The following is a 25,227-nucleotide window of genomic DNA, read 5'->3' on the forward strand; positions in this document are numbered from 1 at the left end:
TAAATAATGCAATTACTACAAGTGGATAAACTTCAAAAAGATTATTTAGAAAATATAGGTTTTTCTTGGCATACAGATGAAGATGGAAGTGATTATATTAGCAATAAGTTAGTTTGTGTTAAGGAAAGTGAAGCTAATGCTTATTATGAAGCGGTGAATGAGCTTTATGATATGTTTATTGCTGCAGCACAAGAAGTGATTGATAATGATCGTTTTGATGAGCTTGGAATTCCTTTTAATCTTATTGATGCGATTAAGATGAGTTGGGAAAATGAGGTTCATTGGCATTTATATGGGCGTTTTGATTTAGCGGGTGGGCTTGATGGTAAGCCTATAAAACTTATAGAATTTAATGCTGATACTCCTACTGCTCTTTTTGAAAGTGCGATTTTACAATGGGCGCTTTTAAAACAAAATGGAATGGATGAAAGCGCACAATTTAACAGTATTTATGAAAGTTTGATGGATAATTTTAAAAGACTTATTACCCTTGATGAAAGTGTTGAAGGGTTTGAAGAGCATTATCAAGGATGGAAAATTCTTTTTTCAAGTGTTGCAGGAAGTAAAGAAGAGGAAATTACTACAAAATTGCTTGCACATATTGCAAATGAAGCAGGTTTTCAAACTAATTTTTCCTTTGTAGATGAGGTGGAATTTAGCGAAGAAGGTGTTTTTAAAGAGGGCGAAAATTATGAGTATTGGTTTAAGCTTATTCCTTGGGAAGATATAGCCATAGAAGAGGGTGAACTTGCCATGCTTTTAACTCAAATCATGCGTAATCAAAGAGCAATTATTTTAAATCCTGCTTATACGCTTTTATTTCAATCTAAGGGAATTTTAAAAATTCTATGGGAACTTTATCCAAATCATCCTTTACTTTTAGAAACAAAAGATACTCCTTTGGAAGGTAAAAACTATGTTAAAAAACCTGTTTTTGGTAGAGAAGGTGCAAATATCAGTATAATTAAAGATGGAAAAACTTTGCATGAAAATATAGGTCCTTACGGGAATAATAAGGCTATTTATCAAGAATATGTAGAGTTTAATTCATGTGAAAACGAATACTATCAAGCAGGTGTTTTCTTTGCTTATGAAGGGTGTGGCTTAGGATTTAGAAAAGGAGGACTTGTGCTTGATAATTATTCTAAATTTGTAGGACATATTATAAAGGATTAGAAATGAAAATTGTTTGTTTGGATGCGGCAACTTTAGGAGATTATGATTTAAGTGTTTTTGAGAAATTTGGTTCTTTGCAAATTTATACTACAACAAATAAAGAGCAAACCATAGAGCGTTTAAAAGATGCTAATGTCGCTATGACAAACAAGGTTGTAATTGATAAAGATGTGATTGATGCTTGTAAAAATTTAAAACTCATTTTAGAAACTGCCACAGGGGTTAATAATATCGATATTGAGTATGCTAAAGAAAAAGGTATTATTGTAAAAAATGCTGCTGGGTATTCTACCATGAGTGTTGTACAACATACTTTTGCGTTTATGTTTACTTTTTTAAATCAAGTGCTTTATTATGACAAATGGAGTAAAGAGGGTAAATGGTGTGAAAGTCCTATTTTTACAGATTATAGTAGAGTTTTAAATACCTTAAGTGGTAAAAAACATGGTATTATAGGCTTAGGAACTATAGGTAAAGAAGTGGCAAAAATTTCAAAGGCTTTTGGAGCTGAAATTTATTATTATTCTACGAGTGGAGCTAATAAAAACGCAGATTTTGTACATTTGGAATTAAAAGATTTATTGAAAACTTGCGATATCATAAGTATCCACGCACCTTTAAATGAAAAAACTAAAAATTTACTCGCCTTTGAAGAATTAAAGCTTTTAAAAGATAATGCGATTTTGATTAATGTAGGAAGAGGTGGGATTGTCAATGAAAATGATTTAGCTAAAATCATAGATGAAAAAAATATTCGTGTAGGGCTTGATGTTTTAGAAATTGAACCTATGATGAAAAATCATCCACTTTTAAGCATTAAAAATAAAGAAAATCTTATTATCACTCCTCATGTTGCGTGGGCGAGCAAGGAGGCTTTAAATGCTTTAATGGATATAGTTTATAATAATTTAAAAGAATGGATAGAAAATGGCAAGTGAACATAGTTTTGATATTTCAGCAGCTTTAGATAAACAAGAGTTAAAAAATGCTTTTGAACAAGCTAAAAAAGAACTTGATAGTCGTTATGACTTAAAAGGAATTAAGTGTGAGATTGATTTAAGCGAAAAAGAGAGTATTTTTAAACTCAGTTCTTCTAGTGAAGGAAAGCTTGATGTTTTAAAAGATATAGTGATTTCTAAACTTATCAAAAGAGGAATTAATCCTAATGCTATTAAAGAGCTTTCTCGTGAAAGTGGAGCAATGTTTCGTTTAAATTTGAAAGCAAACGATGCTATTGATAGTGAAAATGCCAAAAAAATCAATAAAGCTATCAAAGATAGCAAACTTAAAGTTAATTCTTCGATTCGTGGTGAAGAAATTCGTGTTGTAGCAAAACAAATTGATGATTTACAAGCTGTGATGAAGCTTGTAAAAGAGCTTGATTTAGAGTTAAATATCAGTTTTAAAAATCTTAAATAAGGTCAAATTTGAAGCATTGTTTAGCTCTGTGTTTTATTTTTTTTCTTTGTTCTTGTAGTGTGAAAAATCAAAATTTTTCGAGTCAAAGCTTGATGGTTTTGATTGCTTCTCCTATGATAAAAATCAATGACGCAGCTTTTTTAAAAAAAGAAAATAATGCTTTAAATTTAGAAGTTTATAAACTAGGGCAAGCTTTTTTTGAACTCAAAATCAAAGATAAAATTTGTATCAATGCAGTGTGTTATGATAAAAAAGTGTTTAATCAAAAATTTTTTAAAAATGTATATTATGATGATATTTTAAGTGATATTTTAAAGGCAAATGCTTTATGGCAGGGTAAAAATTTAGAAAAAACTGATTGTGGTTTTGAACAAAATTTAAAAGCAAAAAATTATGAAATTTTTTATCAAGTTTGTGATAATAAAGTAAGTTTTTTTGATAAAATTTCACATACTAAAATTATCTTAACGCATATTCAAAATTGAAGGATAGAGTTTGAAATTTTTTTTACTGGTATTTTGCTTTGTAAATCTAGCTTTAGCGAAAGTTTATAAAGGTGAATTGCATTTTTATCATTTACAGGATAAAGAAATTTTTGCCATAGTTTATGATTATGCACCTATGACTCCACTTTTTGACAGGGATAAAAATCAAACAAGTTCTAGTTTTTTAATTGTTGATGATATAAATGGAAATTTAGAAATTCCGCTCGTTAAGATAAATGATTTTTGGCAGGATGAGCGTAAAAAATATAAAATCAATTCTTCTAAAATGCTTACATATGATAATAAAAATTTTCAAGGAGAAAATTTAGGAACAACTACTTTAGAACTTGTCGAAACGCAAGATGGCATTCGTATAAAGCGTAGTCTTGATTTTATAGGTTTTAATGATGATTTTAAAGAATTTCATCCTGTTCATAAGGGTGTATTTAGTTTTGAACAAATTCGCCAAAAACCTATTTTTTTACAAGATGGAAAAATTAGTTTTGAAGAATGGTATTATTTTTATGAAGATGGTATGAGTCGTGCTATTTTAGAGTTGAATAATTTTGTTTATGATATTAATGCTCACGCGTTTGTAAAACTAAATGATTTGTATAATACTGAAAATCAAAAATTTCAAAATCTTTTACATGAGAAGCTTAAAAATACATGTGATGAGTGTTTTGAAGATCTGCAAAATTTACAATTTAATAATAATTTTTTGCTTAATAATGGAAAATTAAAAATTTGTTATCTACCTTTTGAAGGTCATTTTTTAGATGAAAATATTTGCGTAGAATTTAACGAAGATGAGCTCAAGGAATTTAAAAAATGATGGAAAAATTAAAAAATTTTTTAAGTTTGAAAAATATAGAAGATACTCAAATTTATAAAGAGCTTAAGTGTGCTAAAAATGAGGCTTTGATTCTTAGAGAGCTTTGTAGAAATTATGTCGTTTCTATTTCTTCTATCAATGCCTTTACTTTATTATCGACAATTTTTGAAAATGATAAGTATCTTTATCTTGATGCTTTGGAGGATTTAAAAAAACTTATCGAAAGAGGTTTTGTAAATCAAAATTCGAGTTTTTTTAAAAGTTTAGAAAATAATAAAACTCAAACATTAACTCTTGCTTTATTGCAAAGTGAGCTTAGTCTAAGTGAATATTTTTTAGAATTTTTAGAAGCAAAACCTCGTTTAAACTTTGAGAAACAAGAGGCTTATACAGATTATTTAGAATATTTAAAAGATGAATTTGTGCGTATTCAATTATACGAAAGATTAAGTTTTATACAAAAAAGTGCTTATAATAGCGAAATAAAAAACCAAATTAAACTTTATGAAAAACATATCAAAGAAAGACTAAAAAAAAGTAAATTTTATAATGTATTGGCTGATATTTTTAAAGAATATAATCTTGAACATAAAGAACAAATTATTTTTCTAGCACTTTTAAAAGAAGAATATGCCTTAAGTAATGAAAGTTCGATTTCTAGAGAAATGAATTCTTTACTTTCTTTAATCAGTGAAAATGATTTAGAAAGACATAAAAACAAAAAACTATTACAAGAAAATGCTCCCCTTTTAAACTTAATCGAGTATGATGAATATTTAAATGCTTTTGGAGATATTTCTAAAAGTTTTTTTATTATTGATGAAATCTTACAAAGAATTATAAATTTTGAACCAAAACAAAGTAAAAAAATCAAAATTGAAAGTGTTTTAAAAGATCAAGATATTTTCGAGCTTATAGAACCAAGCACTGACATCAATGATATTATTATGCCTGAAAATACAAAAGAGCTTTTAGAAAATATTTTAAAACAACAAGATAAAAAAGTCCTAGAAAGACTTCATTCTTGGGGTATAAAGAGTAATAAAAATATAGAAGCTAAAATTATTTTTTATGGTCCTGCTGGTACTGGAAAAACTATGTCAGCTTTAGCTATGGCTAAATCAATGAAAAAATCTGTTCTTAGTTTTGACTGTTCTAAAATTTTGAGCAAATGGGTTGGAGAGAGTGAGCAAAATGTAAGAAAAATTTTTGATACTTATAAAAATATCGTGCAAACTTGCAAACAAAGTCCTATTTTACTTCTCAATGAAGCCGATCAGTTTTTAAGTACGCGTGTAGATGGAAGTAGTGGTAGTGATAAAATGCATAATCAAATGCAAAATATATTCTTAGAGCAAATTGAGCGTTTTAGCGGTGTGATTATCGCTACGACAAATTTTTTAGAAAGCTTAGATAGTGCATTTTCAAGAAGATTTGATTATAAGATAGAATTTAAAAAACCTGATTTTAAAGATAGGCTTAAAATTTGGGAAAAATTTCTACCTAAAAAAGCATTATTTGAAAAAGATTTTAATATAAATATTTTATCAAATTATGAATTAAGCGGAGCACAAATTTTAATGGTGGTGAAGAATACAGCTTTGAAAGTAGCTGTATCACAAGATGGGGTTTTTAAAATGCAAGATTTTATAGAAAGTATACAAAAAGAATTAAATTCAAGTTTTGATAAAAGTAAGATTGTTGGATTTTAACTTTTTAATGTTTTTGTATAGCGAACTATAAAATAAAACAAAGCTATAATTAAAGCACTCCATTCCCAAAACATAGGAATTTTTGGGGTTAAAAAATAATGATAACTTGCCAAAACTAAGCATAAATATCCCAGTTTTCTGATTTTACTAAGTTTTTTAAAGATTTTAAAAGAACTTAAAAGCATTAAAAATATGATTAAAAATGCGATAAATCCACTTGCTTCTAATAAACGATGTGAAATATCATCAAAAAGCCTTAAAATTTGAGCATTTCTATCAAAAATAAAATAATTTAAAAAGTGCAAAATCGCCCAAAAAGCTGCAAAAATACCTAAAATTTTAGGATAATTTTTTGTTTTTTTAAATTTAAGTAAAGAAAATAAAAGACTTAAATTTAAAAAGATTAAAGCAAATATTCCGGTGTAAATATAGGCTTCTTTTACAAAATCAAAGGCTTTTATGATATGATAAAAGCCATAGATTAAACTTATGATAAAGCTAAAATAAGCAAGAAATTTAAAGTATTTTGTCTGCATTAAAAATTCACTTTCAAGTCCATGTTTTTATATAAACTTGCCACTTCTTTTTCATAACCATTAAACATTAAAGTAGGCTTGGTAAAGAAGTCTCCTAAAGCCCTTTCGTTAGCTTGAGACCATCTAGGATGAGAAACATTAGGATTGACATTGGCATAAAAACCATATTCACTTGGAGCGTAACTTTCCCAAGTGGATTTAGGCTGTTCTTTAGTAAATTCTATTTTAACTATAGATTTAATACTTTTAAAGCCATATTTCCAAGGAACAACAAGACGTATTGGAGCGCCATTTTGAGGCTTTAAGGCTTTTTTATACATTCCTACTGCAAGCAAGGTAAGAGGATGCATAGCTTCATCCATGCGAAGTCCTTCTACATAAGGATAGTCTATAGTTGGAAATAAAGCGTCTTGATCGGGAAATTGACTCTTATCTAAAAGAGTGGTGAATTTAACAAATTTTGCCTCGCTTGTAGGTTTTGCCATTTCAATCAAACGACGCAATTCAAAGCCTACCCAAGGTACCACCATAGACCAAGTTTCAACACAGCGAAAACGATAAATTCTTTCTTCTAGTGGGAAATTTAAAATATCTTCCATGCTTAAAGTTAAAGGTTTTTCTATTTCTCCACTGATATCGATTTTCCAATTTTGAGTATTGAAATTTTGTGCCAATGATACAGCCTTTTTTTTATCTGTTGAAAATTCATAAAAATTGACATAATTTGTAGCCAGTTCTTCATCGCTGATTTCAAGTTTGTTTGGATTAGTATCGCTTGTGAAATTTAAAGCAGATAGTTTAGAAGCAAGCATGCTTGAACTTATTAAAGCACCCGCTCCAAGTTTTAAAAAATTTCTCCTTTGTTTATAAAGTTTTTCAGGTGTTATAAGCATAATTTTTCCTTATTAAAAATTTTTATTATTAAACTATAACAATGTTAATACAGGATTAATTTTGTGTGATTTTTTCAAGTTGTATATTGTAGAATATTTCTTCGCAAAATTCCTTATAATGATTAAGTAGTTTAATTTTTGAAGTTTCTTGCATTAGAATTTTAAATTCTAATTTTTTTAATTTTCTAAGTTCATCTTTAAGCTCTTTATCTTTTGAAAACAATAAAAAATATTCTTTAAAGATGAGCTCATAAATTTCAAAAGTTCCATCGACAAGATAATTAATCGCTTTATCAAGATGCCGATTAGAGACTTTAAAATTTAAAGGATTTAAAACCATGAAACAAAGATGAATCATGGCGAAGTGAAAATATTTAAGATGTTTTTCAGGTAAGGTGAACAAATCGCTTTTTTGAAAATTTTGAAGATTGTTAAAGTCAGAATTCAAGAAATGATAGCCAAAACAGTCATTGATATTTGAAATCAAATTTTTAATTTTTTGTTCTTCATTAAGTTTTTTTCTAAAGGCTACAAAATAAGCGAGAGCCTTGTAAAATATTTGAAAAAATTCAATATGTTTATTTTCTCTTAGGCAAATAAGACTTAAATCTTTTGGAGAAGTGGAGTGCTCTTGCATATAATTATAAACTTTCAGGGAAATTTTATTTCTTACCTCAAGCAAGTAGCTCAAGTCTTTTTGTTTTAAAATTTGATAATAAAAAAATATAAAATCTTTAATTAAACCTTTATGATCTTTTTCAAATAATGAAATTTGAAAATCCACGCTAAGAAACTGATTGTAAAGATTAAAGTAATCGCATTCTAATTGTTGATAATTCAATATTTTATCCCGCACTTAGCATAAAATTCTTTTAAAGCATGTTCTTTATCAGGCTGAGTTTTAATCCATTCTTCAAAGTGATTACACATATCCCATTCTTTTTGCTGAATTGCTTCATAATTTTGCTCTATATCGTTTTCACTTATATTTTTTCTGTGTATTTTGTTTAAAATTTTTTCACATACAGCCCTAGGATTTTCATTTTTATATATAGGCCTTCCTACAACGATATAATCACTCAAATTTTCTCTAGCCATTGCAAGATTAGCAACACGTTTTTGATCATCACTTGTTTCTCCAAAAGGACGAATTCCAGGAGTAAGGGTTAAGAAATTTGAACTTGTATGCTCTTTAATTTTTTTGCTTTCAAAAACAGAGCATACCATACCATCAAGTCCATTTTCATAGGATATTTTTGAAAAATTAATTACAGCTTCTTCAATTTTTTGTCTATAAATACTAAAGAAATTTTCTTCATCAAAACTCGTAAGAGCAGAAACTGCTAAAACTAAAGGTCTTTTTGAAAATTTGCTAAGCCGTGTCATAACTTCTTGTATGGCTATTTTTCCAGCACTTGCGTGGATATTGATCATATCAACACCAAGTTTTGATATTTCTTCGCAAGCATCTGCCATAGTGTTGGGAATATCATGAATTTTAAGATCAAGAAATATTTTAAAATCATCAACTTTTTTAAGTTCTTCTATGAATTTAAAACCATCTCTTAAATATGCCCTTAAACCTACTTTTAACCATATGTCTAAATTTTTTAATTCTTTGGCAAGTTGTAAGCATTCTTCTTTTGTAGAAAGATCAAGTGCGACACAAAGCTTCATTTTTTAGCCTTTATCAAGGCATCTAAAACTCCATTTATAAATTTTGGAGAATTGTCATTAGCAAGTTCTTTAGCAAGTTCTATAGCCTCATTGATGACAATGGCACTAGGAGTATCGGTAAAAAGTAACTCATAAGCTCCAAGTCTTAGTATAGCTCTTTCTACATGTCCTAAAGCTGTAATTTGATTATCATTTAGAAATGAATTTAAGGTTTCATCAATATTGTTTAAATTATCTAAAATTCCATGATACAAATTTAAAGTAAAATTTTTTTGTTCATTGCGTATTTTTTTTTCATCTAAAATTTCATCTACAAAAACGTTGTTTTGAGAATTTAATTCAAGAGCATAAAGTAAGGAGATGACGCTTTGGCGAACTTGATGACGCGTTGCCATTAAAGCTCCTTGCTCAAATTTAACATCTCGATTACAGTTGTCATAGCTTCAAAGCCTTTATTGCCTGCCTTGCTTCCAGCTCTTTCTATGGCTTGTTCTATTGTATCTGTAGTTAAAACACCAAAGCTTACAGGGATATTATGATTTAAACTCACATTGGCTATGCCTTTGGTGGTTTCTGCTGAAACATAGTCAAAATGCGGAGTTGAGCCACGAATTACTGCACCTACGCAACAAATTGCATCAAATTTTTTGCTTTCTATAGCTTTTTTTAATGCATACGGAAGTTCAAAAGCACCAGGAACAAGTATAAGGCTTAGATTTTCCTCTTTGCCTCCGTGTCTTAAAAAAGCATCTTTTGCTCCTTCTACAAGGCGATCTGTGATGATATGATTAAATCTTGCATTAATGATAGCGATTTTTGTATTTGAGTCTAAATTTAATTTTCCTTCAATAATATTCATTTGTTCTCCTTTATGATATTTTGTATTTTTAGTAATGTATTAACGCAATTTTTAAGGCGTGTAAGATTAAGCATATTGGGTCCATCGCATAAAGCCTCGCAAGGATTAATATGTGTTTCAAAGAAAAAGCCATCTATGCCTACGGCTGCTGCCGCTCTTGCTAAAGGTTCTACAAATTCACTTTTTCCTCCACTACTTCCGCCTGCAGCTCCTGGCATTTGTACACTATGGGTAGCATCAAAAATAACTGGAGCAAATTCACGCATGATAACTAAAGAACGCATATCTACTACTAAATTTCCATAGCCAAAGCTAGCTCCTCTTTCAGCTACAAAAACACCATTTTTTTGAGCAGCTTCATAGCCTTCATCTTCTATGCCACGGGTTTGTAGAACTTTTTTAACGCTGTATTTGATATCGCTTGGGTTTAAAAATTGTCCTTTTTTGATATTAACTTTTGCCTTAGTTTTTGCTGCAGCTACAAGTAAATCGGTTTGACGACATAAAAAAGCAGGAATTTGCAAGACATCAGCTACTTCGCTTACGGCTGCTGCTTGATTGCTTTCGTGTATATCGGTTAAGATTTTCATACTAAATTCATCTTTTACGCTTTGTAAAATTTTTAATCCTTCTTCAAGACCAGGACCTCTAAAAGAATTAATACTTGTGCGATTGGCCTTATCAAAACTTGATTTGAAATAAAATTCTATATTTGGATTTTCATTAAAATTTTTTAACTGTTCAGCAACTTTAAAAATCAAATCTTTGCTTTCTATCACACAAGGACCAGCAATGAGTATCATTTTTTTCATTTTTTTCCTTTGTTCTTAACTAAAATTAATCCACCAAAAATAATGCCTATTATACCTAAAAAAACCATAGTACTTGGTAAATTATCTCCTAAAATTATTCCAACTACCATACTAAATATTACATCAAGATAACTAACTCCGGCAACCACTCCTGCTTGTTTAGCGATACCATAAGCTTTGGTAACATGAATTTGATAAATGGTACCTAAAGTTCCCATAATGGCAATGATAAGCCAAGCTGTAAGACTTGGCATCACAAAAGGCGCTAGAATGAAATCTAAATGTAAAGAATCAAGATGCTGTGGTTCAAAAAATTCAGCACTGATCATAGAAATTAAAGGCATTAAGGTTCCTAAAAGGATAAAAGAAAAGGCAATTTGTTCTGTAGTGTAAGATTTTCTAAGTTCTCTTACACTTGTAAGAGCTAAAGCGGCTAAAAATCCACTCGTGATACCTATAACTGAATTTTTTAAATCAAAGCCTGAATGATTTAAATTATGAGCCCAAGGCTGAGCGATTAAAAGTACTCCACCAAATGCTATTAAAATTCCTATCCAGCCTTTGATGCCAATATTTTCTTTAAAAACAACAAAAGCTATTAAAGTAATAAAAATTGGAGCGGTTTTTTGAAAAGCAAAAGCTCCACCTAGTGTAATATTTGAAACATTATAGAAAAACATATATAGTGAAAGCGTGCCTACTATTCCACGAAATACCAAGAGCCAAAAATGTCCCCCTTCTTTATGTGCCTTAGATCGTTTTAAAAGATAGACTATGAAAAAAATTCCTATGATATTTCTAAAAAACATAATTTCTATAGAACTCATTTCCTTGCTAAGAATTTTTGCACAAGCTCCCATAAGTGCAAAATCCAAACATGCTAAAATCATGAAATAAATTCCTAAATTATGTTTGATTACTTTTAGCATTTTTTTCCTTGACTAAAATCTGAGCTAATTCTAGTCTTTTTTTGCTTAATATTAAGCCAAATTTTATATAATTTTAAAAATATAATTTTCTAGGAAAAAAATGCAAAGCATTATACTTATAGGTAAGCCAAATGTTGGAAAATCAAGTCTTTTTAATAGAATGGCAAGACAAAGAATAGCTATTACAAGTGATATTTCAGGTACAACTAGAGATACAAATAAAATAGAAATTCATATTCATTCAAAAAAAGCCATGCTTATTGATAGTGGAGGGCTTGATGAAAGTGATGAACTTTTTAAAAATGTGAAAAAAAACACTTTAAAAGTAGCCAAAGAAAGTGATATCATACTTTATCTAGTTGATGGAAAATTAGCGCCTGATGATGAGGATAGACAGTTTTTTTATTCTTTAAAAAAACTTGGAAAACCTATAGCCTTAGTGATTAATAAAGTAGATAATAAAAAAGATGAAGAAAGGGCTTGGGAGTTTGCAAATTTTGGCGTAAAGGAAATCTTTAATCTTTCAGTAACCCATAATGTAGGCTTAGATGAACTTTATGAATGGCTTGAAAAATTTTTACATGAAGAGTTTTTAATCCCTGATGAAGAAGAAAATTTAGAAGATTTTTTAGAGTATTATGAAGAAGGAAAAGAATTTCAATTTAAAGAAGTCGATCAAAATCATATAAGAGTGGGTATTGTAGGGCGTGTAAATGTTGGAAAATCAAGTCTTTTAAACGCTTTGGTTAAGCAAGAACGCAGTGTTGTAAGTTCTATCGCAGGAACTACTATAGATCCTGTTAATGAAAGTATAATTCATAAAGATAAAGTGATAGAATTTGTTGATACTGCAGGCATTAGAAAAAGGGGTAAAATTCAAGGATTAGAACGTTTTGCCCTAAATCGCACGGAAAAAATTTTATCTCATTCTCAAATAGCACTTTTGGTTTTAGATGCACATGAGGGCTTTAATGAGCTTGATGAACGCATTGCTGGGCTTGTGGCTAAGCATTATTTAGGTGTGATTATTGTTTTAAATAAATGGGATAAAAGTGAGATGGATTTTGATAAGACTGTAAAAGAATTGCGTCTTGATCGTTTTAAATTTCTAGCTTACACACCTGTGATTAGTGTATCAGCTTTAAGTGGAAAAAGGGTGCATGTTTTACTCGATAAAATTTTGCAAATTTTTGAAAATTTCACTCAAAAAATCCAAACTTCTAAGCTTAATACTTTGATAGAAAATGCCACAAGAGCACATCCTTTGCCGCATGATTATGGGAAGTTGGTTAAAATTTATTATGCAGTACAATATGATTTAGCACCGCCAAAAATTGCACTTATTATGAATCGTCCTAAGGCCTTGCATTTTAGCTATAAGCGTTATTTGCAAAATCAAATCAGAAAAGAATTTAATTTCGAAGGTGTGCCTTTAGTGATTGCTTCGCGTAAAAAGGGCAGTAAAGAAAATGATGAAAGTTAAAAATATCGTTTTTATAGGATTTATGGGTTCTGGAAAAAGCACTTTGGCAAGAGCTTTAGCTAAGGATTTAGATCTTGTTTTTTTAGATAGTGATTTTTTAATAGAACAAAAATTTAATCAAAAAGTTAGTGAAATTTTTGAACAAAAAGGGGAGAATTTTTTTAGAGAACAAGAGCAAAAAATGTCTGATTTTTTTAGTTCTTGTGAGAAAGCTTGTATTGCTACGGGTGGAGGGTTTGTTAATGTTTCAAATTTAGAAAAAGTAGGTTTTTGTATTTATTTAAAAGCAGATTTTGAATATTTAAAAAAGCGTTTAGATGAAAATGAAATTTCTAAAAGACCTTTGTTTTATGATGAAATTAAAGCAAAAAAATTATATAATGAGCGTTTAAGCAAGTATGAACAAAAGGCAAATTTTGTTTTAAATATAGAAAATAAAAATATAGACAAACTTTTAAGCGAGATTAAAAAGGTGATAAAATGAGAGTATTAACAGGCCTTCAGCCAAGTGGCGATTTGCATATAGGTAATTATTTTGGTGCGATTAAGCAAATGGTAGATGCACAAGAAAAAAGCCAAATGTTTATGTTTATTGCTAATTATCATGCCATGACTTCTTCTCAAGATGGAGAAAAACTTAAACAAAATTCCTTAAAAGCTGCTGCGGCTTTTTTAAGCCTTGGTATAGATCCGCAAAAGAGCGTTTTTTGGTTGCAAAGTGATGTTAAGGAAGTTATGGAGCTTTATTGGATTTTATCGCAATTTACTCCTATGGGTTTATTAGAGCGTGCGCATAGTTACAAGGATAAAGTTGCTAAGGGGCTTAGTGCTTCACATGGGCTTTTTTCTTATCCTGTTTTAATGGCAGCTGATATTTTACTTTTTGATACACAAATTGTCCCTGTAGGAAAAGATCAAATCCAGCATGTTGAAATCGCACGCGATATTGCTTTAAAAGTTAATAATGAATGGGGTGAAATTTTTACCCTTCCAGAGGCTAAAGTTAATGAAGAAGTAGCTGTAGTTGTAGGCACTGATGGGGCAAAAATGAGTAAATCTTATCAAAATACTATAGATATTTTTAGCAGTGAAAAAATCTTAAAAAAACAAATTTCTTCCATAGTTACAGATAGTACCGCTTTAGAAGATCCAAAAGATCATGAAAACTGCAATATTTTTAAAATCGCAAAGCTTTTTTTAGATGAATCAGGGCAAAAAGAATTACAAATACGCTATGAAAAAGGTGGTGAGGGTTATGGACATTTTAAAATGTATTTAAACGAGCTCGTAAATGCTTATTTTAAAGAAGCAAGAGAAAAATATAATGAGCTTTTAGAAAAGCCTTCGCATTTGAAAGAAATTTTGGATTTTGGTGCGACAAAAGCAAGAAAAATCGCCCAAGAAAAAATGCAAAAAATTTATGAAAAAATCGGACTTTAAGGAGTAGAAAATGCTAGATTTAAAAAATTTGCAAAATAATTTTGATGAAGTGGCTAAAAAGTTAAAAAATAAAAAAGTTGATGAAAATATCTTAAAAAAACTTGCTGAACTTTTTGCAAGTTTAAAAAAAGAAAAAATAGCCTTGGAAGAATTTCAAGCTTTTCAAAATAAATTCAGCAAAGAGCTTGCTACAGCCGAAGATAAAGAAAGTTTAAAAGCAAAATTAAGCGAAAATAAAAGCAAAATTAATGAGCAAAGCGCTAAAGTAAATGCTTTAGAAAATGAGCTTGAGGAAATCGCTCATGCCATCCCAAATATCCCTGATGAATGTGTGCCTGTGGGTGAAGATGAAAATGAAAATGTGGAGCTTAAAAAAGTTTTAAATCCACCTAGCTTTGATTTTACTCCAAAAGAACATTTTGAATTAGGCGAGAGTTTAAATTGGCTTGATTTTATGCGTGGGGTAAAAATTTCACAAAGTCGTTTTTGTGTGCTTAAAAATGAAGGAGCTTTATTAAGCCGTGCTTTGGTAAATTATATGATAGATTTTAATAGAAGTCGTGGATTTGAATTTGTTAATGTACCTTTTTTGGTAAATGGTGCTACTATGTTTGGGACGGGTCAGTTGCCAAAATTTAAAGAAGATATGTATAAGGTAGATGATGAGGATTTATATTTGATCTCAACTTCTGAAATTCCAGTAACCAATCTTTACAGCGGAGAAATTTTAGCGAGTGAAACTTTACCTATAAAAATGACTTGTTATAGTGCTTGTTTTAGAAAAGAAGCAGGCAGTGCAGGGCGTGATACAAGGGGTATTATAAGACAACACCAGTTTGAAAAAGTAGAGCTTGTAAGTATCACTAAACCTGAGCAAAGTGATAGTGTGTTTAATGAAATGCTTGAGTGTGCAAGTGATTTGCTGAGTTCTTTAGGTTTAGCGCATAGACATTTGATGCTTTGCACTGGAGATTTGGGTTTTAGTGCAGCAAAAACTGTAGATCTTGAAGTGTGGCTTCCAGGACAAAATAAATATCGTGAGATCAGCTCGGTTTCAAATTGTCGTGATTTTCAAGCAAGACGCGCTAAAATTCGCTATAAAAACGAACAAGGAAAAAATGAACTCGTCCACACTCTTAATGGCTCATCTTTGGCAGTAGGAAGAACCTTGGTAGCGATTATGGAAAATTATCAAGATAAAGAAGGAAAAATTCATATTCCTGATGTTTTGAAAAAATATTTTTAAAGAGTATAGATGGCTGAACAAGAAGATATAATACTAGAAAAACCCGAAGATGGCTTAAATCAACCAAGACTTGATGAGAGTTTAGAGGGATTTAAAGGGCAAGAGGGGCAAGCTCCAGAAGATGAAGAATTTGCATCATTGCCAGAAGAATTACCTCAAGAAAATAGTGAAAGTGGTTTTAAATTTACAAGAGAAAGTGCGCCTGAAGATGTATCAACTTTTGAAGAAGTTGAAAGTCAAGAGCCTACGCCTTGGTATAAAGATCGTAAGTTTATGTCTCTTGTGGGTTTATCTTTGGGGATTATTTGTATTTTAGTTTTTACACTTTTTTATTTAACTTTTAGTGAAGGAAAAATTAAACCAGATATTATAGCTTCTAAGCCTTTAGAACAACCTGTTATTATGCCTGATGAATCATATAAATACAATGATATGCAAAGAATTGATGGTATGATCCAAAAAGCAAATGCTTTATATTTAAAGGGTGAGGTTGAACAGGCTTTAAAAGTTTATGAGCAAGTTGCCGTATATAATGAATCTTTATCTAATTATAATTTAGGCGTTTCTCAAATGAATGAGAATAAATTCCAAGAAGCTTTTGAAAGCTTCAAGAAAGCTATAGCCAATGGAGAAAATCAAAGTGTAGCTGCTATCAATGCTGCTGTTTGTGCTTTAAAGCTTAATGATAAGGAAAAATTTAGATATTATATTGATTTAGCTCAAGTGTATCTTCCAAAAGAAGGAAAATCAAAATTATATGATTATTATTTAAGCTTGATTAATTATTACAAAGGATATTACCCTGAGGCCTTACAAATGTTGCAAAGAACAGATGTGGAGCCGTATTCTGATGTTGCAAAGTATTTGTCTGCTAAAATTTATGCAAAAATGGACTTTGATTCCAAGGCTATACAGCAATTAAATTCTCAAGGCAATTTTGAATCTAGTTTATCTTTAGGTCTTTTATACGCTAGAATAGGAGAATATGCTAAAGCTAAAGTCGCTTTAAGTACAGCGATGAAAATTGAAAGAGATTTTAATCAGAGTTTGGCGGCTTTAACATTGGTTGATATTAAAACAGGAAATTATCAAGATATGTTAGCGCGCTTGCAAAATTCTTATGATAACGATAAAGATAGATATAAGATTTTAGATACTTATAAAATTCAAGTTCGTTTAAATAAGGATCTTTTTAATATAGCAGTTGCCCAAAATTCTTTTTCAAAAGATTTATTAAAAAAACAAAAAGATCAATTTGATTTGCTTTTTTATTTTGCGCCTTATCAAGTGTTTGATAGTAAGCAGGCCGCTTTATATATTAAAAAAGCTAATGTTACAGATTTCGTAGATGATAGTGCTGATGCGGGAGTTTATCTTAATACAAGTAAAGCTCTTTCATCTACCAATGTAAAAATTGCCAATATTATTAACTATGCATTAAATCAGAAGTTACGCCTTGCTAACCAAGAATTTCAAAAACTTATCAAGGATTATCCAGAACACAGTATTTTGCATTATAATTTGGCTTTAACCTATGCCCAAATGCAAAATTATGAACTTGCTTATAAGCATTTTTCAAGTTCATATCATCTTAATCCTAAAAATTACTTAGCAGGTGCTTTTGCTATGTTTTGCGCAAAATTAATTGATATTGATACAACTAAACTTTACAATGAAATTCTTGATAATATAGCTGCCGATTCTAATTTTAAAGCTAATATGCAAAAAAGTATGTTATTTTTGGTTAATAATAATTATATTTCCATGCTTCCTTATTTGGATGAATCAAAAAAAGATACGCCTTTGAGTTTGATTTTTGAAGCTATTGTTGCTAAAAATAATAACCTTAATAATCAAGTAGATGTGAAAATTGCTAAATTGCGCTCAGAGTTGCCTGAAGATATTTTGGCAAATATTTTGTATTTTAATTCTTTAAATTCAAATTTAAATATTAAAGAATATGCTCAAAATGCTCAAATTCATTTTAAAAATTTAAAACTTGATTATCGTAGTGTTTTTGGTGGGCCAAATATAGCTAGGGAGTTTTATGTTAATTTAATGCATATTGCAGGGCTTTTAAATTTAGAAAGACAGAAATTTAAAGAGTTGATTAATGTTTCTGGAACAAAAGATGAGGGTATTTTACAAACATTAGCTTATTTGGATATTTTTGCACAGCAATACGAAGAGGCTTATGCGCTTTATAATTCTTTGATTGATGATTATGGAGCTAAAGATACTAAAACTTTATTTTTAGCAGCCGTAGCAGCCGTAGGTGCAAATAATCCAAATTCAGCTATAGCACTTTTACAGCTTTCTAAACTTACAGATAAAAACAACAAAGAAAGTAAAGCAGCTCTTGGTATGTTGTATCAAGAAGTAAAGAACTATGAAGCTGCAATATCTCAGTATAAAACTTTACCTAATAATTTTAAGAGTGAATTTTTTACTTTTGATATTAATAACAATTAAAAATGCTTAGAAATTTCTAAGCATTTTTAATTAAGCTTGAAGATCTAGAGTTTTTCCGCCTAGCTCATCGATGCGATCGCTAACTTTTTTAAGTGCTGCATCTATTGTATCTTGACTGATTTGAGGAAGTTCTCCACCCCACATTTTTTCTGCTTGCTCAAATCCTTTTTTCATACCTTCAAGACCTTTTTTCAATTTTTCAACATCATCGCCACCGCCTTTAATAACAAAATCCGCGATGCGACTGGCTGTATTTTCCACTCCAAAAAAACCATCTTCACTTACAAGTTGTTGAAGTTCATCTGTATTCATATCAAGTGGATTTTTGCCACTGTAGCCTAAGGATGCAAAATCAATATTTTTAAGTATAGATTTCGCAGTATCTAAATTGGCACCATTTAAAAGACTATCTAGTCCAGTTTGGGCATTGCTCGAACCTATTACAGTATTCATTGTTTGCTGTTGAAACTGAACTAGGTAAATTTGTGTAATGCCCTTTCCACCAAGTGCATTTAATTTTTCAAGGGTATTTTTATCTACATCCTTGCTAGAATTAGCACTTTGAACATTTTTGTCTTTCGTGTTTTCCTTAGCATCATCTGCCTTCTTATTGCTAACTTGTGTTTGTGCCATGCTAGCGATATTTGAAAAAGTATTCACTTGCATATTTGCTCCTTTGTGTGAGGCTTTAATTTATATCGACTTTTGACTTAAAAAATTTATAAGGACATTAAATTCCTTATTTTCAAAGGAATTTAATGTTTTATTGTAGATAATAAGCAATTTGCTCTTTATTGAGAATGCGGATAAGATTGCTAGTACCTTCTACTCCTGTTGGAAAGCCTGCAGTTAGAAGATAGCATTTATCTTCATCCATAAAACCTTTTTCAACACTTGATCTTACAGAGTCTTTTAATAATTCTGTAAGTTCATTACTTTTGTTAACCAAGATTGCAGGATTAACTCCCCAAACTATACTTAAAGAGTTTAAGGTTTTTTCAGAATGCCCTACTGCTATGATTTCTATATTTGGACGATATCTTGCAATCTTAATAGCAGATTTTCCGCTACTTGTTAAAGAAAAAATAGCATCAGCGTTAAGATCTGTTGCAAGATGAGCTGAAGAACGCATGATTTTATCTGTATTGTCTAAATCATTAAAATCATTAAATTTGTTATATGGATAGCGTTTTTCTGTTTCTATTATAGTTTGGCACATTATATCAACAGCGTTTGCAGGATCTATACCAACGGCACTTTCTTCACTTAGCATTACTGCATCTGTTCCATCTAAAACAGCATTTGCAACATCTGAAATTTCAGCTCTTGTGGCGGTTTTGCTTTTGGCTAATGAAAAAAGCATCTGAGTCGCAGTAATAACAGGCTTAGAGGCATTGTTTGCCTTTTGTATAATTTCTTTTTGGATATTAGGAACTTTATAATAAGGTACCTCAATACCTAAGTCTCCTCTTGCAACCATTATACCATCGCTAGATTTAATAATCTCATCAATATTTTCTACTGCATCAAATTTTTCAATTTTTGCAAAAATAGATATTTTTGCGTTATTTTGTGCTAAAATTTCACGAACTTCATCAATATCGTGCGCATTTTGTACGAAAGATATTGCTAAAAAATCTACTTCATTTTTTATACCCCAAAGTAAATCATTTTTATCTTTTTGTGTAATAACATCAATATTGATTTTAGTATTCGGAAAATTAATACCTTTATTTGAGTTTAAAAAACCATCATTTTCTATAATGGTTTCAATTTTTTGATCATCTATGCTTACTACTTTAGCACGAATTGATCCATCATATAGATAAATATATTCATCAATTTTTAACATATCTAAAATAGAATTTTGATTAATACTGATTTTATAATGATTTTGAGCAATCTTCTCCCCTAAAATTGTTTCACGATAAAAATCAAGTCTATCGCCCTTTTTTAATTCAAATGGTTCTTTAAGTTCACCTGTACGAATTTTAGGACCACTAATGTCTTGTAAAATTCCAATACGAGTATGCAATTCTTTAGCTACTTTTCTTATGGTATCTAAGTTTTTTTTATGATACTCATGTGTTCCATGAGAAAAGTTTAAACGGAAAACATTTACACCATTGATAATCATTTGGCGTAGAATTTCTTCCTTTTCACTTGCTGGACCTACTGTGGCTACAATTTTTGTTTTTTTAAGCATGGTAAACTCCTTTTGAAATTATTGTAGCTAAAAATAGAAACAAAATGATTACAATAATTCTGAAGAAAATTTATCTTCGTTAAATTCCATTCCTAGGTAATTACATACAAGCTTTGCATCTCTTTCGGCATTTCCTAAACAACTCGTTGCCCCAGGACTTGGAGTCATATTGAAAATAATACCAGGGGTTTCTGTGATACTTGCTTCACCTAGCATTAATTCTTCTTTAGTTTTATCAATAACTTGTGGTCTTACGCCTCCAAAACCTTTTGCATAATAAATATCGCTTGCTTTAAGACTTGGGACTATTTTTTTGGCATCTTTAACAAATAAGCTTTTATCAATAAAAGGTAGTTCAAAAAGATAATTATAAAAGATGTAATTTCTAATTGTTGCATCTTTAAACATATTAAAAGTTACTTTTAAAACAGTTTTATCAAGTTTTAGTGCTTCAAAAAATTCTGGAACTGATTTTAGACCATGATAACGTTCTAGTTTTGGAATAACAAGTGCAGTAGGTCCAAAGCGAGTGTTCATATTAGCAAGCAAATCAGGATCTCCATGAAGAGCTGCAAATGGAAGTTTAGGATTTTGCACCATATAAACCTTGCCATTTAAAAGTTTTTGTTTGGTTAAATAAAAACTTCCTGCAACAGGCCAACAAGACTTATCCATACCTAAGTTCATTTTATGCGCCAAATATAAAGAGTGCGCTCCAGCATTGACAACTACGCTTTTGGCATGGTATTCTTGATGATTTGAGGTTTTTAATATAAAAATATCATCCTTTTTTTCTATGTGAATAATTTCTTGATTAAAGGCAACGAAAGTATTTTTATTTTGTTTTTGGGCTTGTTCTATTAGATTTATACTCATTTTCCCAAAATCTACAGTTGTAAAAACCTCGCCGCTTTCAACACCCATGGCGCAGATATTTTCAGGTCTATCTTGATTGCAATCTTCTCCTAAAACAACCTTGGGTTCAATTTGTTTGATTTTTGCTTTATCGAAAAATTTTATATAAGGATAAAGTTCTTTAAATTCTTCATAGCGTTTTTTCATATAATCACATTCTATATCTCCAACAGCTAGAGCCATTTTTTGATGAGAAAACATGAAATTATTTTGCGCATTTTGCATGAGTCCATATTTAACTATCATATCAGCTGTTCTTTTTACTTTTCGCGCTTTTTCTAAAGTATAATTGGTTTCAATATCTCCACAATGAATGGTTTGAGAATTACTCGTTCCCTTAGAATTTAATGTTGCAGCTGTATTATATTTTTCTATCAAAGCAATATTTTTAATATTTGTATATCTTGCAAGCTCGTAAAATAATGCTGCTCCTGAAATTCCAGCTCCGATGACAAGCACATCAAATTCTTGTTGGCTCATTGTTTTTCCTTTTTTTATTTTAATAAACTTTTTTCTAAATAGAAGTTTAATTGAATTTGTTTTACAAAAAGTTAAATTTCATTAAGGTTTGATATCAATGAGAATTTTTGTAACATTTTTAATAAAGTAAATTGGGATTTTCTTTTATAATCTTTTTCATTCCTCGAAAGATTAAAAGTTTATCATAAATTGCGTGATCGAAATAATTTGCTAAAAATTGCCCATCTCCACCAGTGAAATAAAGCTTTTTATTTTGAGCGGCATCTTTTATCAGTAGGTAAATTCCTTTAAAAACACCATAACTTAAAGCATCCATGGTTTTTTGTGGGAATGCATCAAGACTAACTTGAGTGTTAAATTCACTTTTTAATCGTGGTGAAATATGGCTATAAATTTTTTTATAATTTGCAATACCTGGCAAGATAAAACCACCAAGATGTATAGAATTAGAAATAATATCAATTGTAATAGCACTACCTGCATCTACAACAACTCCATCTTCAATAGTATAACAAGCTGCTATGCGATCGATTCCTAATCCTTGATAAATTGTATCAAATAAAAAATAAGGTTCAAGATTGATAAATTTTTTTTGATTTTTTAAATGTTCTTTGAGATGTTCATTGACATTGATATAAAAAATTTTTTGTTCATTTTTAAATTCTAAAAACTGATCTATACTAAGAGTAAAATATTTGTTATCATCTAGGAAATTAGCATTTGAATTCCCAATATCACAGAGCAACATAGATATTAAATCCTTTCATTTCTAGATGATTTTTTGCTTTAGAGCAAAGAGAAGCCATACTAAAAAAATATTTGTTATTTATGTTAATTTGCTGTGCTAGATTTTCTAAAAATAAGGCATCTTTCATTAAAAATTTTGTTTTTCCTGTATACATAAAAAGAATGTTATTTTGATCTTTAGCGCAAATATAACTTTTTTTTCTAGTCAACATACTTAAGTCATAGGGCTTTAAATTTAATTTTAAAGACTTTATTATTTGTTCTAAAATTTTTATCATAGTAAATCTAAAATTTTATCTCCGTAGTAAAATTTACCATTCCCCATGAAAGAAATTTTATCAATAGCTTCTGAAAGTTTAAATACTTGCGCATCATTTAAATTTAGATTCATTTTGATAAGATAGCCTGTTTTTTCAAAAATATATAAATAATTATTGTATATATTACTTTTTACAAAAATAGCAAATTCAAATTTTTTTTCTGCAATTTTTCTTAAGTTATAATCAGTTTTAATAATAGCGCCATCTTTTTCTAGTATAAAAATACCATCATCGCTAAGTGCAACATCTTTTATGTCAGCGTCAAGATAAAGAGTTCTAGCAGGACTTACAACAATAATTTTTTTGGCTGTTGCTGCTATAAGCTTATCTCCAATTACACTTAGATGGATTACATTGTTGAAAAAATTTTCTGCTGAAATAACCACGTCTTTAATGATTTGAAGATTGTTTCTTGAAAGAATTAAAATTTTGCCATCTAGTGTTGGATAAACGATGATATTGTCTAAAAATATGGGATTAGCGGTACGACTGTCTTGGGCTGGAGCTGAGGTTAGGGTTTGACTGAATTTAATACCCAAAGAACGATTTGCAAGAACTATAGTATTATTTGCAAGTACAAGGGCTAAATCATCTCCATTAGAAGCTACTCCTACAACACTAGCATCAAATTGAAAATTATAAATTTCATTATAAGAATTATCAAAAATTTTTAAATTCCCATTGTCATCTGCGGTAAAATATTCTCCATCTTGATAAGCTATAAGTATATAATTTTTAGGAAGTTTAAACTTATCTATAGAAATATTATTTTTTAATATAGCGGTATTATTGCTAAGTTTTGCAGAAACTAGATTCCAGTCAACGATTTTGCTTTTTAAATTACCATTATGGCTTAAATCTCCATTGGTTTGTTCTGGTTCAAAATATTGTCTTTTAGTGCCACAAGCACATAGGAATATTAAACAAAATAGTGTTAAAAATATTTTTTTCATTGTGTAATACCTTGATAATGTTTAAGATTTTTAGCTATTTGACTTAAGCTCGAATTTTCTTTTATTTGAGAAAGCAAAACATTGGCTTCTTCGATTTTATTTTGCTCTAAAAGTTTGTAAGCTTCTAATAATTTATCATAATTTTTTAAAAATATCGATTTATCCCCTAAAGATAATGCGATAATATTTTTAAGTAAAGTGTTTGTTTGAGTATTACTATAAATTTGTTTTAGTTCATTTTGGAGAGCTGTATTATTAAAATCATTAATATTTTCTTTTAGTAAAAAGATAGCGTAAAGATTGGTATTTTTATTTTTAAGTTGTTCTAAAAGATTTTTATTGCTAGGATCTTGTATTAGATTGGCATAAATTTCATTTGCTTCTTTTGTTTTATAATCGTTTATTTTTGAGATTATAAAATTTCCAGCAAACCAAGCAACTAAAATTATCACAACAGCAGATATATAAAATTTATACTTGCGTATAAACCTCTCTCCTTTGATAAAATTTTCTATAAATTGTTCTTCCGTGTTAAGTTCATTTTTAACAGCTTTTAAATTATCTTTTAGTCCCAAAATTTATCCTTGAAAAAATATTTTTATTTTTGTATAGAAAAATTATGATATTGTATCATATAAATTGCAAAATATCCTAAACAATTTAAAGCTTTTTATGATATAATTTTCAAAATTTTAACTTTTTTATTAAGGTTTAAGAAATGCAAATAGATGAGAAATTATTAAGCAAGCTTGAAAAATTAAGTGCTTTACAAATAACAAAAAACAGAAATGAAACCATTGCACAGTTAAGTGAAATTGTGAATTTTGTTGAAAAATTAAACGAACTTGATTTAGATTCCCAAGAGATTACTGTGAGTACTATAAAAGGTGGAGCTCCTTTGAGGATTGATGAGATAAGAAATAGCAATGTTATTGATGAGGTTTTAGATTGTGCTCCAAAAAAACAAGAACATTTTTTTGTTGTTCCTAAAATCATAGAATGATTAACTTAGCATTTAGTGCTTATTTGTAGAATAAATTTAAAACAAAAAATCAGAGAGTGATTGAAATGAATTTTTATTGGTTTGATGCTTTTATTTTAGGATTTACCTTGCTTTTAGGGCTTAAGGGTATTATCAATGGTTTGATAAAAGAAATTTTTGGACTTTTGGGTATTATTGGTGGTGTTTTTATTGCTTCAAAATATGCAACTCAAGCAGCTGAATTTATACAAAGTACTTTTTATAAGATAGAAAATCAAAGCTTAGCTGGATTTGCTGGATTTTTAGCCATATTAATTATTTTTTGGATAGTTTGTTTATTGGTGGGTAATTTTCTTTCTAGGTTGATTAAATTAAGTGGCCTAGGTTTTTTAGATCGTATTGGTGGCTTTATATTTGGTGGAGCAAAAATCTTTTTAATTTTTGCAATTTTGGTTTTTTGTGTAGCAAGAATTGATTTTTTAAATGATAAATTAGATAATTTTGCTAAAAATAGCTATACTTTAAATTTACTTAAAGAAACGGGATCTTTTATTATGAATCAACCTTTAACAGAAAATAGTCTAGATCATGCTAGTGAAAAGTTGCAAGATATTGTAAGTGATTTAAACAATACTCAAAAAGGGGAGTGA

At 29.5% G+C, this 25,227-nt stretch carries 28 protein-coding genes; 13 read left to right on the forward strand and 15 right to left on the reverse strand.

Annotation, left to right across the window (positions count from 1 at the left end):
- Positions 1-6: 6 nt before the first annotated feature.
- The 6 genes from ELQ06_RS04485 to ELQ06_RS04510 are packed head-to-tail and all read left to right on the forward strand — an operon-like array spanning position 7 to position 5,627.
- Positions 7-1,176, forward strand: a complete 1,170-nt coding sequence (locus ELQ06_RS04485; RefSeq protein WP_052805816.1) for a glutathionylspermidine synthase family protein — start codon at positions 7-9, stop codon at positions 1,174-1,176.
- 2 nt (positions 1,177-1,178) lie between these two features.
- A complete protein-coding gene (locus ELQ06_RS04490; RefSeq protein WP_052793939.1) occupies positions 1,179-2,114 on the forward strand; it encodes a D-2-hydroxyacid dehydrogenase in 936 nt (311 codons plus the stop codon).
- Positions 2,104-2,595, forward strand: a complete 492-nt coding sequence (locus ELQ06_RS04495) for a YajQ family cyclic di-GMP-binding protein (protein ID WP_002854188.1) — start codon at positions 2,104-2,106, stop codon at positions 2,593-2,595. The genes ELQ06_RS04490 and ELQ06_RS04495 overlap by 11 nt, the downstream gene beginning before the upstream one ends.
- Before the next feature lie 8 nt (positions 2,596-2,603).
- Entirely contained in the window at positions 2,604-3,080 is a 477-nt protein-coding gene (locus ELQ06_RS04500; protein ID WP_052793938.1) for a hypothetical protein, read from the forward strand.
- 10 nt (positions 3,081-3,090) lie between these two features.
- A complete protein-coding gene (locus ELQ06_RS04505) occupies positions 3,091-3,915 on the forward strand; it encodes a hypothetical protein (RefSeq protein WP_052797837.1) in 825 nt (274 codons plus the stop codon).
- Positions 3,915-5,627: an ATP-binding protein gene (locus ELQ06_RS04510; RefSeq protein WP_052797884.1), complete on the forward strand. Its 1,713-nt coding sequence runs from the start codon at positions 3,915-3,917 to the stop codon at positions 5,625-5,627. Before ELQ06_RS04505 ends, ELQ06_RS04510 begins: the two co-directional genes overlap by 1 nt.
- On the opposite strand, the gene ELQ06_RS04515 is transcribed toward ELQ06_RS04510, so the two are convergent.
- From ELQ06_RS04515 to ELQ06_RS04550, 8 genes are read right to left on the reverse strand one after another with little or no spacing between them, the layout of a single operon-like run.
- Positions 5,624-6,163 carry a sulfite oxidase heme-binding subunit YedZ gene (locus ELQ06_RS04515; RefSeq protein WP_052797836.1) on the reverse strand — a complete coding sequence of 180 codons (540 nt, stop codon included), beginning with the start codon at positions 6,161-6,163 and terminating at the stop codon, positions 5,624-5,626. The genes ELQ06_RS04510 and ELQ06_RS04515 overlap by 4 nt on opposite strands.
- A complete protein-coding gene (msrP, locus tag ELQ06_RS04520) occupies positions 6,163-7,056 on the reverse strand; it encodes a protein-methionine-sulfoxide reductase catalytic subunit MsrP (RefSeq protein ID WP_052797835.1) in 894 nt (297 codons plus the stop codon). The genes ELQ06_RS04515 and msrP overlap by 1 nt, the downstream gene beginning before the upstream one ends.
- Positions 7,057-7,111: 55 nt before the next feature.
- The gene (locus ELQ06_RS04525; RefSeq protein ID WP_052797834.1) at positions 7,112-7,897 is read right to left on the reverse strand and encodes a hypothetical protein; all 786 of its coding nucleotides are present in this window, start codon (positions 7,895-7,897) and stop codon (positions 7,112-7,114) included.
- Positions 7,894-8,733, reverse strand: a complete 840-nt coding sequence (pyrF, locus tag ELQ06_RS04530) for an orotidine-5'-phosphate decarboxylase (protein WP_044261030.1) — start codon at positions 8,731-8,733, stop codon at positions 7,894-7,896. The genes ELQ06_RS04525 and pyrF overlap by 4 nt, the downstream gene beginning before the upstream one ends.
- Positions 8,730-9,128: a transcription antitermination factor NusB gene (gene nusB, locus ELQ06_RS04535; protein WP_044261028.1), complete on the reverse strand. Its 399-nt coding sequence runs from the start codon at positions 9,126-9,128 to the stop codon at positions 8,730-8,732. The genes pyrF and nusB overlap by 4 nt, the downstream gene beginning before the upstream one ends.
- Positions 9,128-9,592, reverse strand: coding sequence for a 6,7-dimethyl-8-ribityllumazine synthase (gene ribE, locus ELQ06_RS04540; protein ID WP_002854278.1), 465 nt, complete (start codon positions 9,590-9,592; stop codon positions 9,128-9,130). Before ribE ends, nusB begins: the two co-directional genes overlap by 1 nt.
- Positions 9,589-10,404 (reverse strand): 3-deoxy-8-phosphooctulonate synthase, encoded by an 816-nt coding sequence (gene kdsA / locus ELQ06_RS04545; protein WP_052793934.1) that lies wholly within the window; start codon positions 10,402-10,404, stop codon positions 9,589-9,591. Before kdsA ends, ribE begins: the two co-directional genes overlap by 4 nt.
- Positions 10,401-11,333: a DMT family transporter gene (locus tag ELQ06_RS04550; RefSeq protein ID WP_052776596.1), complete on the reverse strand. Its 933-nt coding sequence runs from the start codon at positions 11,331-11,333 to the stop codon at positions 10,401-10,403. The genes kdsA and ELQ06_RS04550 overlap by 4 nt, the downstream gene beginning before the upstream one ends.
- 100 nt (positions 11,334-11,433) lie before the next feature.
- On the opposite strand from ELQ06_RS04550, the gene der reads away from it, so the two are divergent.
- Genes der through pflB form a run of 5 tightly spaced genes read left to right on the forward strand, consistent with a single transcriptional unit; the run spans position 11,434 to position 17,974 of the window.
- On the forward strand, positions 11,434-12,816 hold the full coding sequence (gene der / locus ELQ06_RS04555; RefSeq protein WP_052782155.1) for a ribosome biogenesis GTPase Der: 1,383 nt from the start codon (positions 11,434-11,436) through the stop codon (positions 12,814-12,816).
- Positions 12,803-13,300, forward strand: coding sequence for a shikimate kinase (locus tag ELQ06_RS04560; RefSeq protein WP_079460074.1), 498 nt, complete (start codon positions 12,803-12,805; stop codon positions 13,298-13,300). Before der ends, ELQ06_RS04560 begins: the two co-directional genes overlap by 14 nt.
- Entirely contained in the window at positions 13,297-14,256 is a 960-nt protein-coding gene (gene trpS, locus ELQ06_RS04565) for a tryptophan--tRNA ligase (RefSeq protein WP_052782157.1), read from the forward strand. The genes ELQ06_RS04560 and trpS overlap by 4 nt, the downstream gene beginning before the upstream one ends.
- 10 nt (positions 14,257-14,266) lie before the next feature.
- On the forward strand, positions 14,267-15,502 hold the full coding sequence (serS, locus tag ELQ06_RS04570) for a serine--tRNA ligase (protein ID WP_002858681.1): 1,236 nt from the start codon (positions 14,267-14,269) through the stop codon (positions 15,500-15,502).
- Between the two features lie 9 nt (positions 15,503-15,511).
- Positions 15,512-17,974, forward strand: coding sequence for a motility protein PflB (pflB, locus tag ELQ06_RS04575; RefSeq protein ID WP_052797833.1), 2,463 nt, complete (start codon positions 15,512-15,514; stop codon positions 17,972-17,974).
- 30 nt (positions 17,975-18,004) lie between these two features.
- On the opposite strand, the gene ELQ06_RS04580 is transcribed toward pflB, so the two are convergent.
- The 7 genes from ELQ06_RS04580 to ELQ06_RS04610 form a co-directional block, all read right to left on the reverse strand.
- Entirely contained in the window at positions 18,005-18,640 is a 636-nt protein-coding gene (locus ELQ06_RS04580; RefSeq protein WP_044261019.1) for a hypothetical protein, read from the reverse strand.
- Between the two features lie 97 nt (positions 18,641-18,737).
- Positions 18,738-20,180, reverse strand: coding sequence for a pyruvate kinase (gene pyk / locus ELQ06_RS04585; protein ID WP_052793928.1), 1,443 nt, complete (start codon positions 20,178-20,180; stop codon positions 18,738-18,740).
- 48 nt (positions 20,181-20,228) lie between these two features.
- Complete coding sequence (locus ELQ06_RS04590; protein ID WP_002895442.1) at positions 20,229-21,575, reverse strand: FAD-dependent oxidoreductase; 1,347 nt, start codon at positions 21,573-21,575, stop codon at positions 20,229-20,231.
- Positions 21,576-21,693: 118 nt separating this feature from the next.
- Positions 21,694-22,323: a type III pantothenate kinase gene (locus ELQ06_RS04595; RefSeq protein ID WP_002860273.1), complete on the reverse strand. Its 630-nt coding sequence runs from the start codon at positions 22,321-22,323 to the stop codon at positions 21,694-21,696.
- Positions 22,310-22,600 (reverse strand): hypothetical protein, encoded by a 291-nt coding sequence (locus ELQ06_RS04600; protein WP_052793927.1) that lies wholly within the window; start codon positions 22,598-22,600, stop codon positions 22,310-22,312. The genes ELQ06_RS04595 and ELQ06_RS04600 overlap by 14 nt, the downstream gene beginning before the upstream one ends.
- On the reverse strand, positions 22,597-23,595 hold the full coding sequence (locus ELQ06_RS04605; RefSeq protein WP_052793926.1) for a hypothetical protein: 999 nt from the start codon (positions 23,593-23,595) through the stop codon (positions 22,597-22,599). The genes ELQ06_RS04600 and ELQ06_RS04605 overlap by 4 nt, the downstream gene beginning before the upstream one ends.
- Entirely contained in the window at positions 23,592-24,170 is a 579-nt protein-coding gene (locus ELQ06_RS04610; RefSeq protein ID WP_052793925.1) for a hypothetical protein, read from the reverse strand. The genes ELQ06_RS04605 and ELQ06_RS04610 overlap by 4 nt, the downstream gene beginning before the upstream one ends.
- Positions 24,171-24,313: 143 nt before the next feature.
- On the opposite strand from ELQ06_RS04610, the gene gatC reads away from it, so the two are divergent.
- Entirely contained in the window at positions 24,314-24,598 is a 285-nt protein-coding gene (gatC, locus tag ELQ06_RS04615) for an Asp-tRNA(Asn)/Glu-tRNA(Gln) amidotransferase subunit GatC (RefSeq protein WP_002858734.1), read from the forward strand.
- A 65-nt stretch (positions 24,599-24,663) separates the two neighbouring features.
- On the forward strand, positions 24,664-25,227 hold the full coding sequence (locus tag ELQ06_RS04620; protein WP_002869932.1) for a CvpA family protein: 564 nt from the start codon (positions 24,664-24,666) through the stop codon (positions 25,225-25,227).

It is taken from the genome of Campylobacter sp. CH246 (genome assembly GCF_004378835.1).
In the GTDB taxonomy this organism is placed as follows: Bacteria; Campylobacterota; Campylobacteria; order Campylobacterales; family Campylobacteraceae; genus Campylobacter_D; species Campylobacter_D jejuni.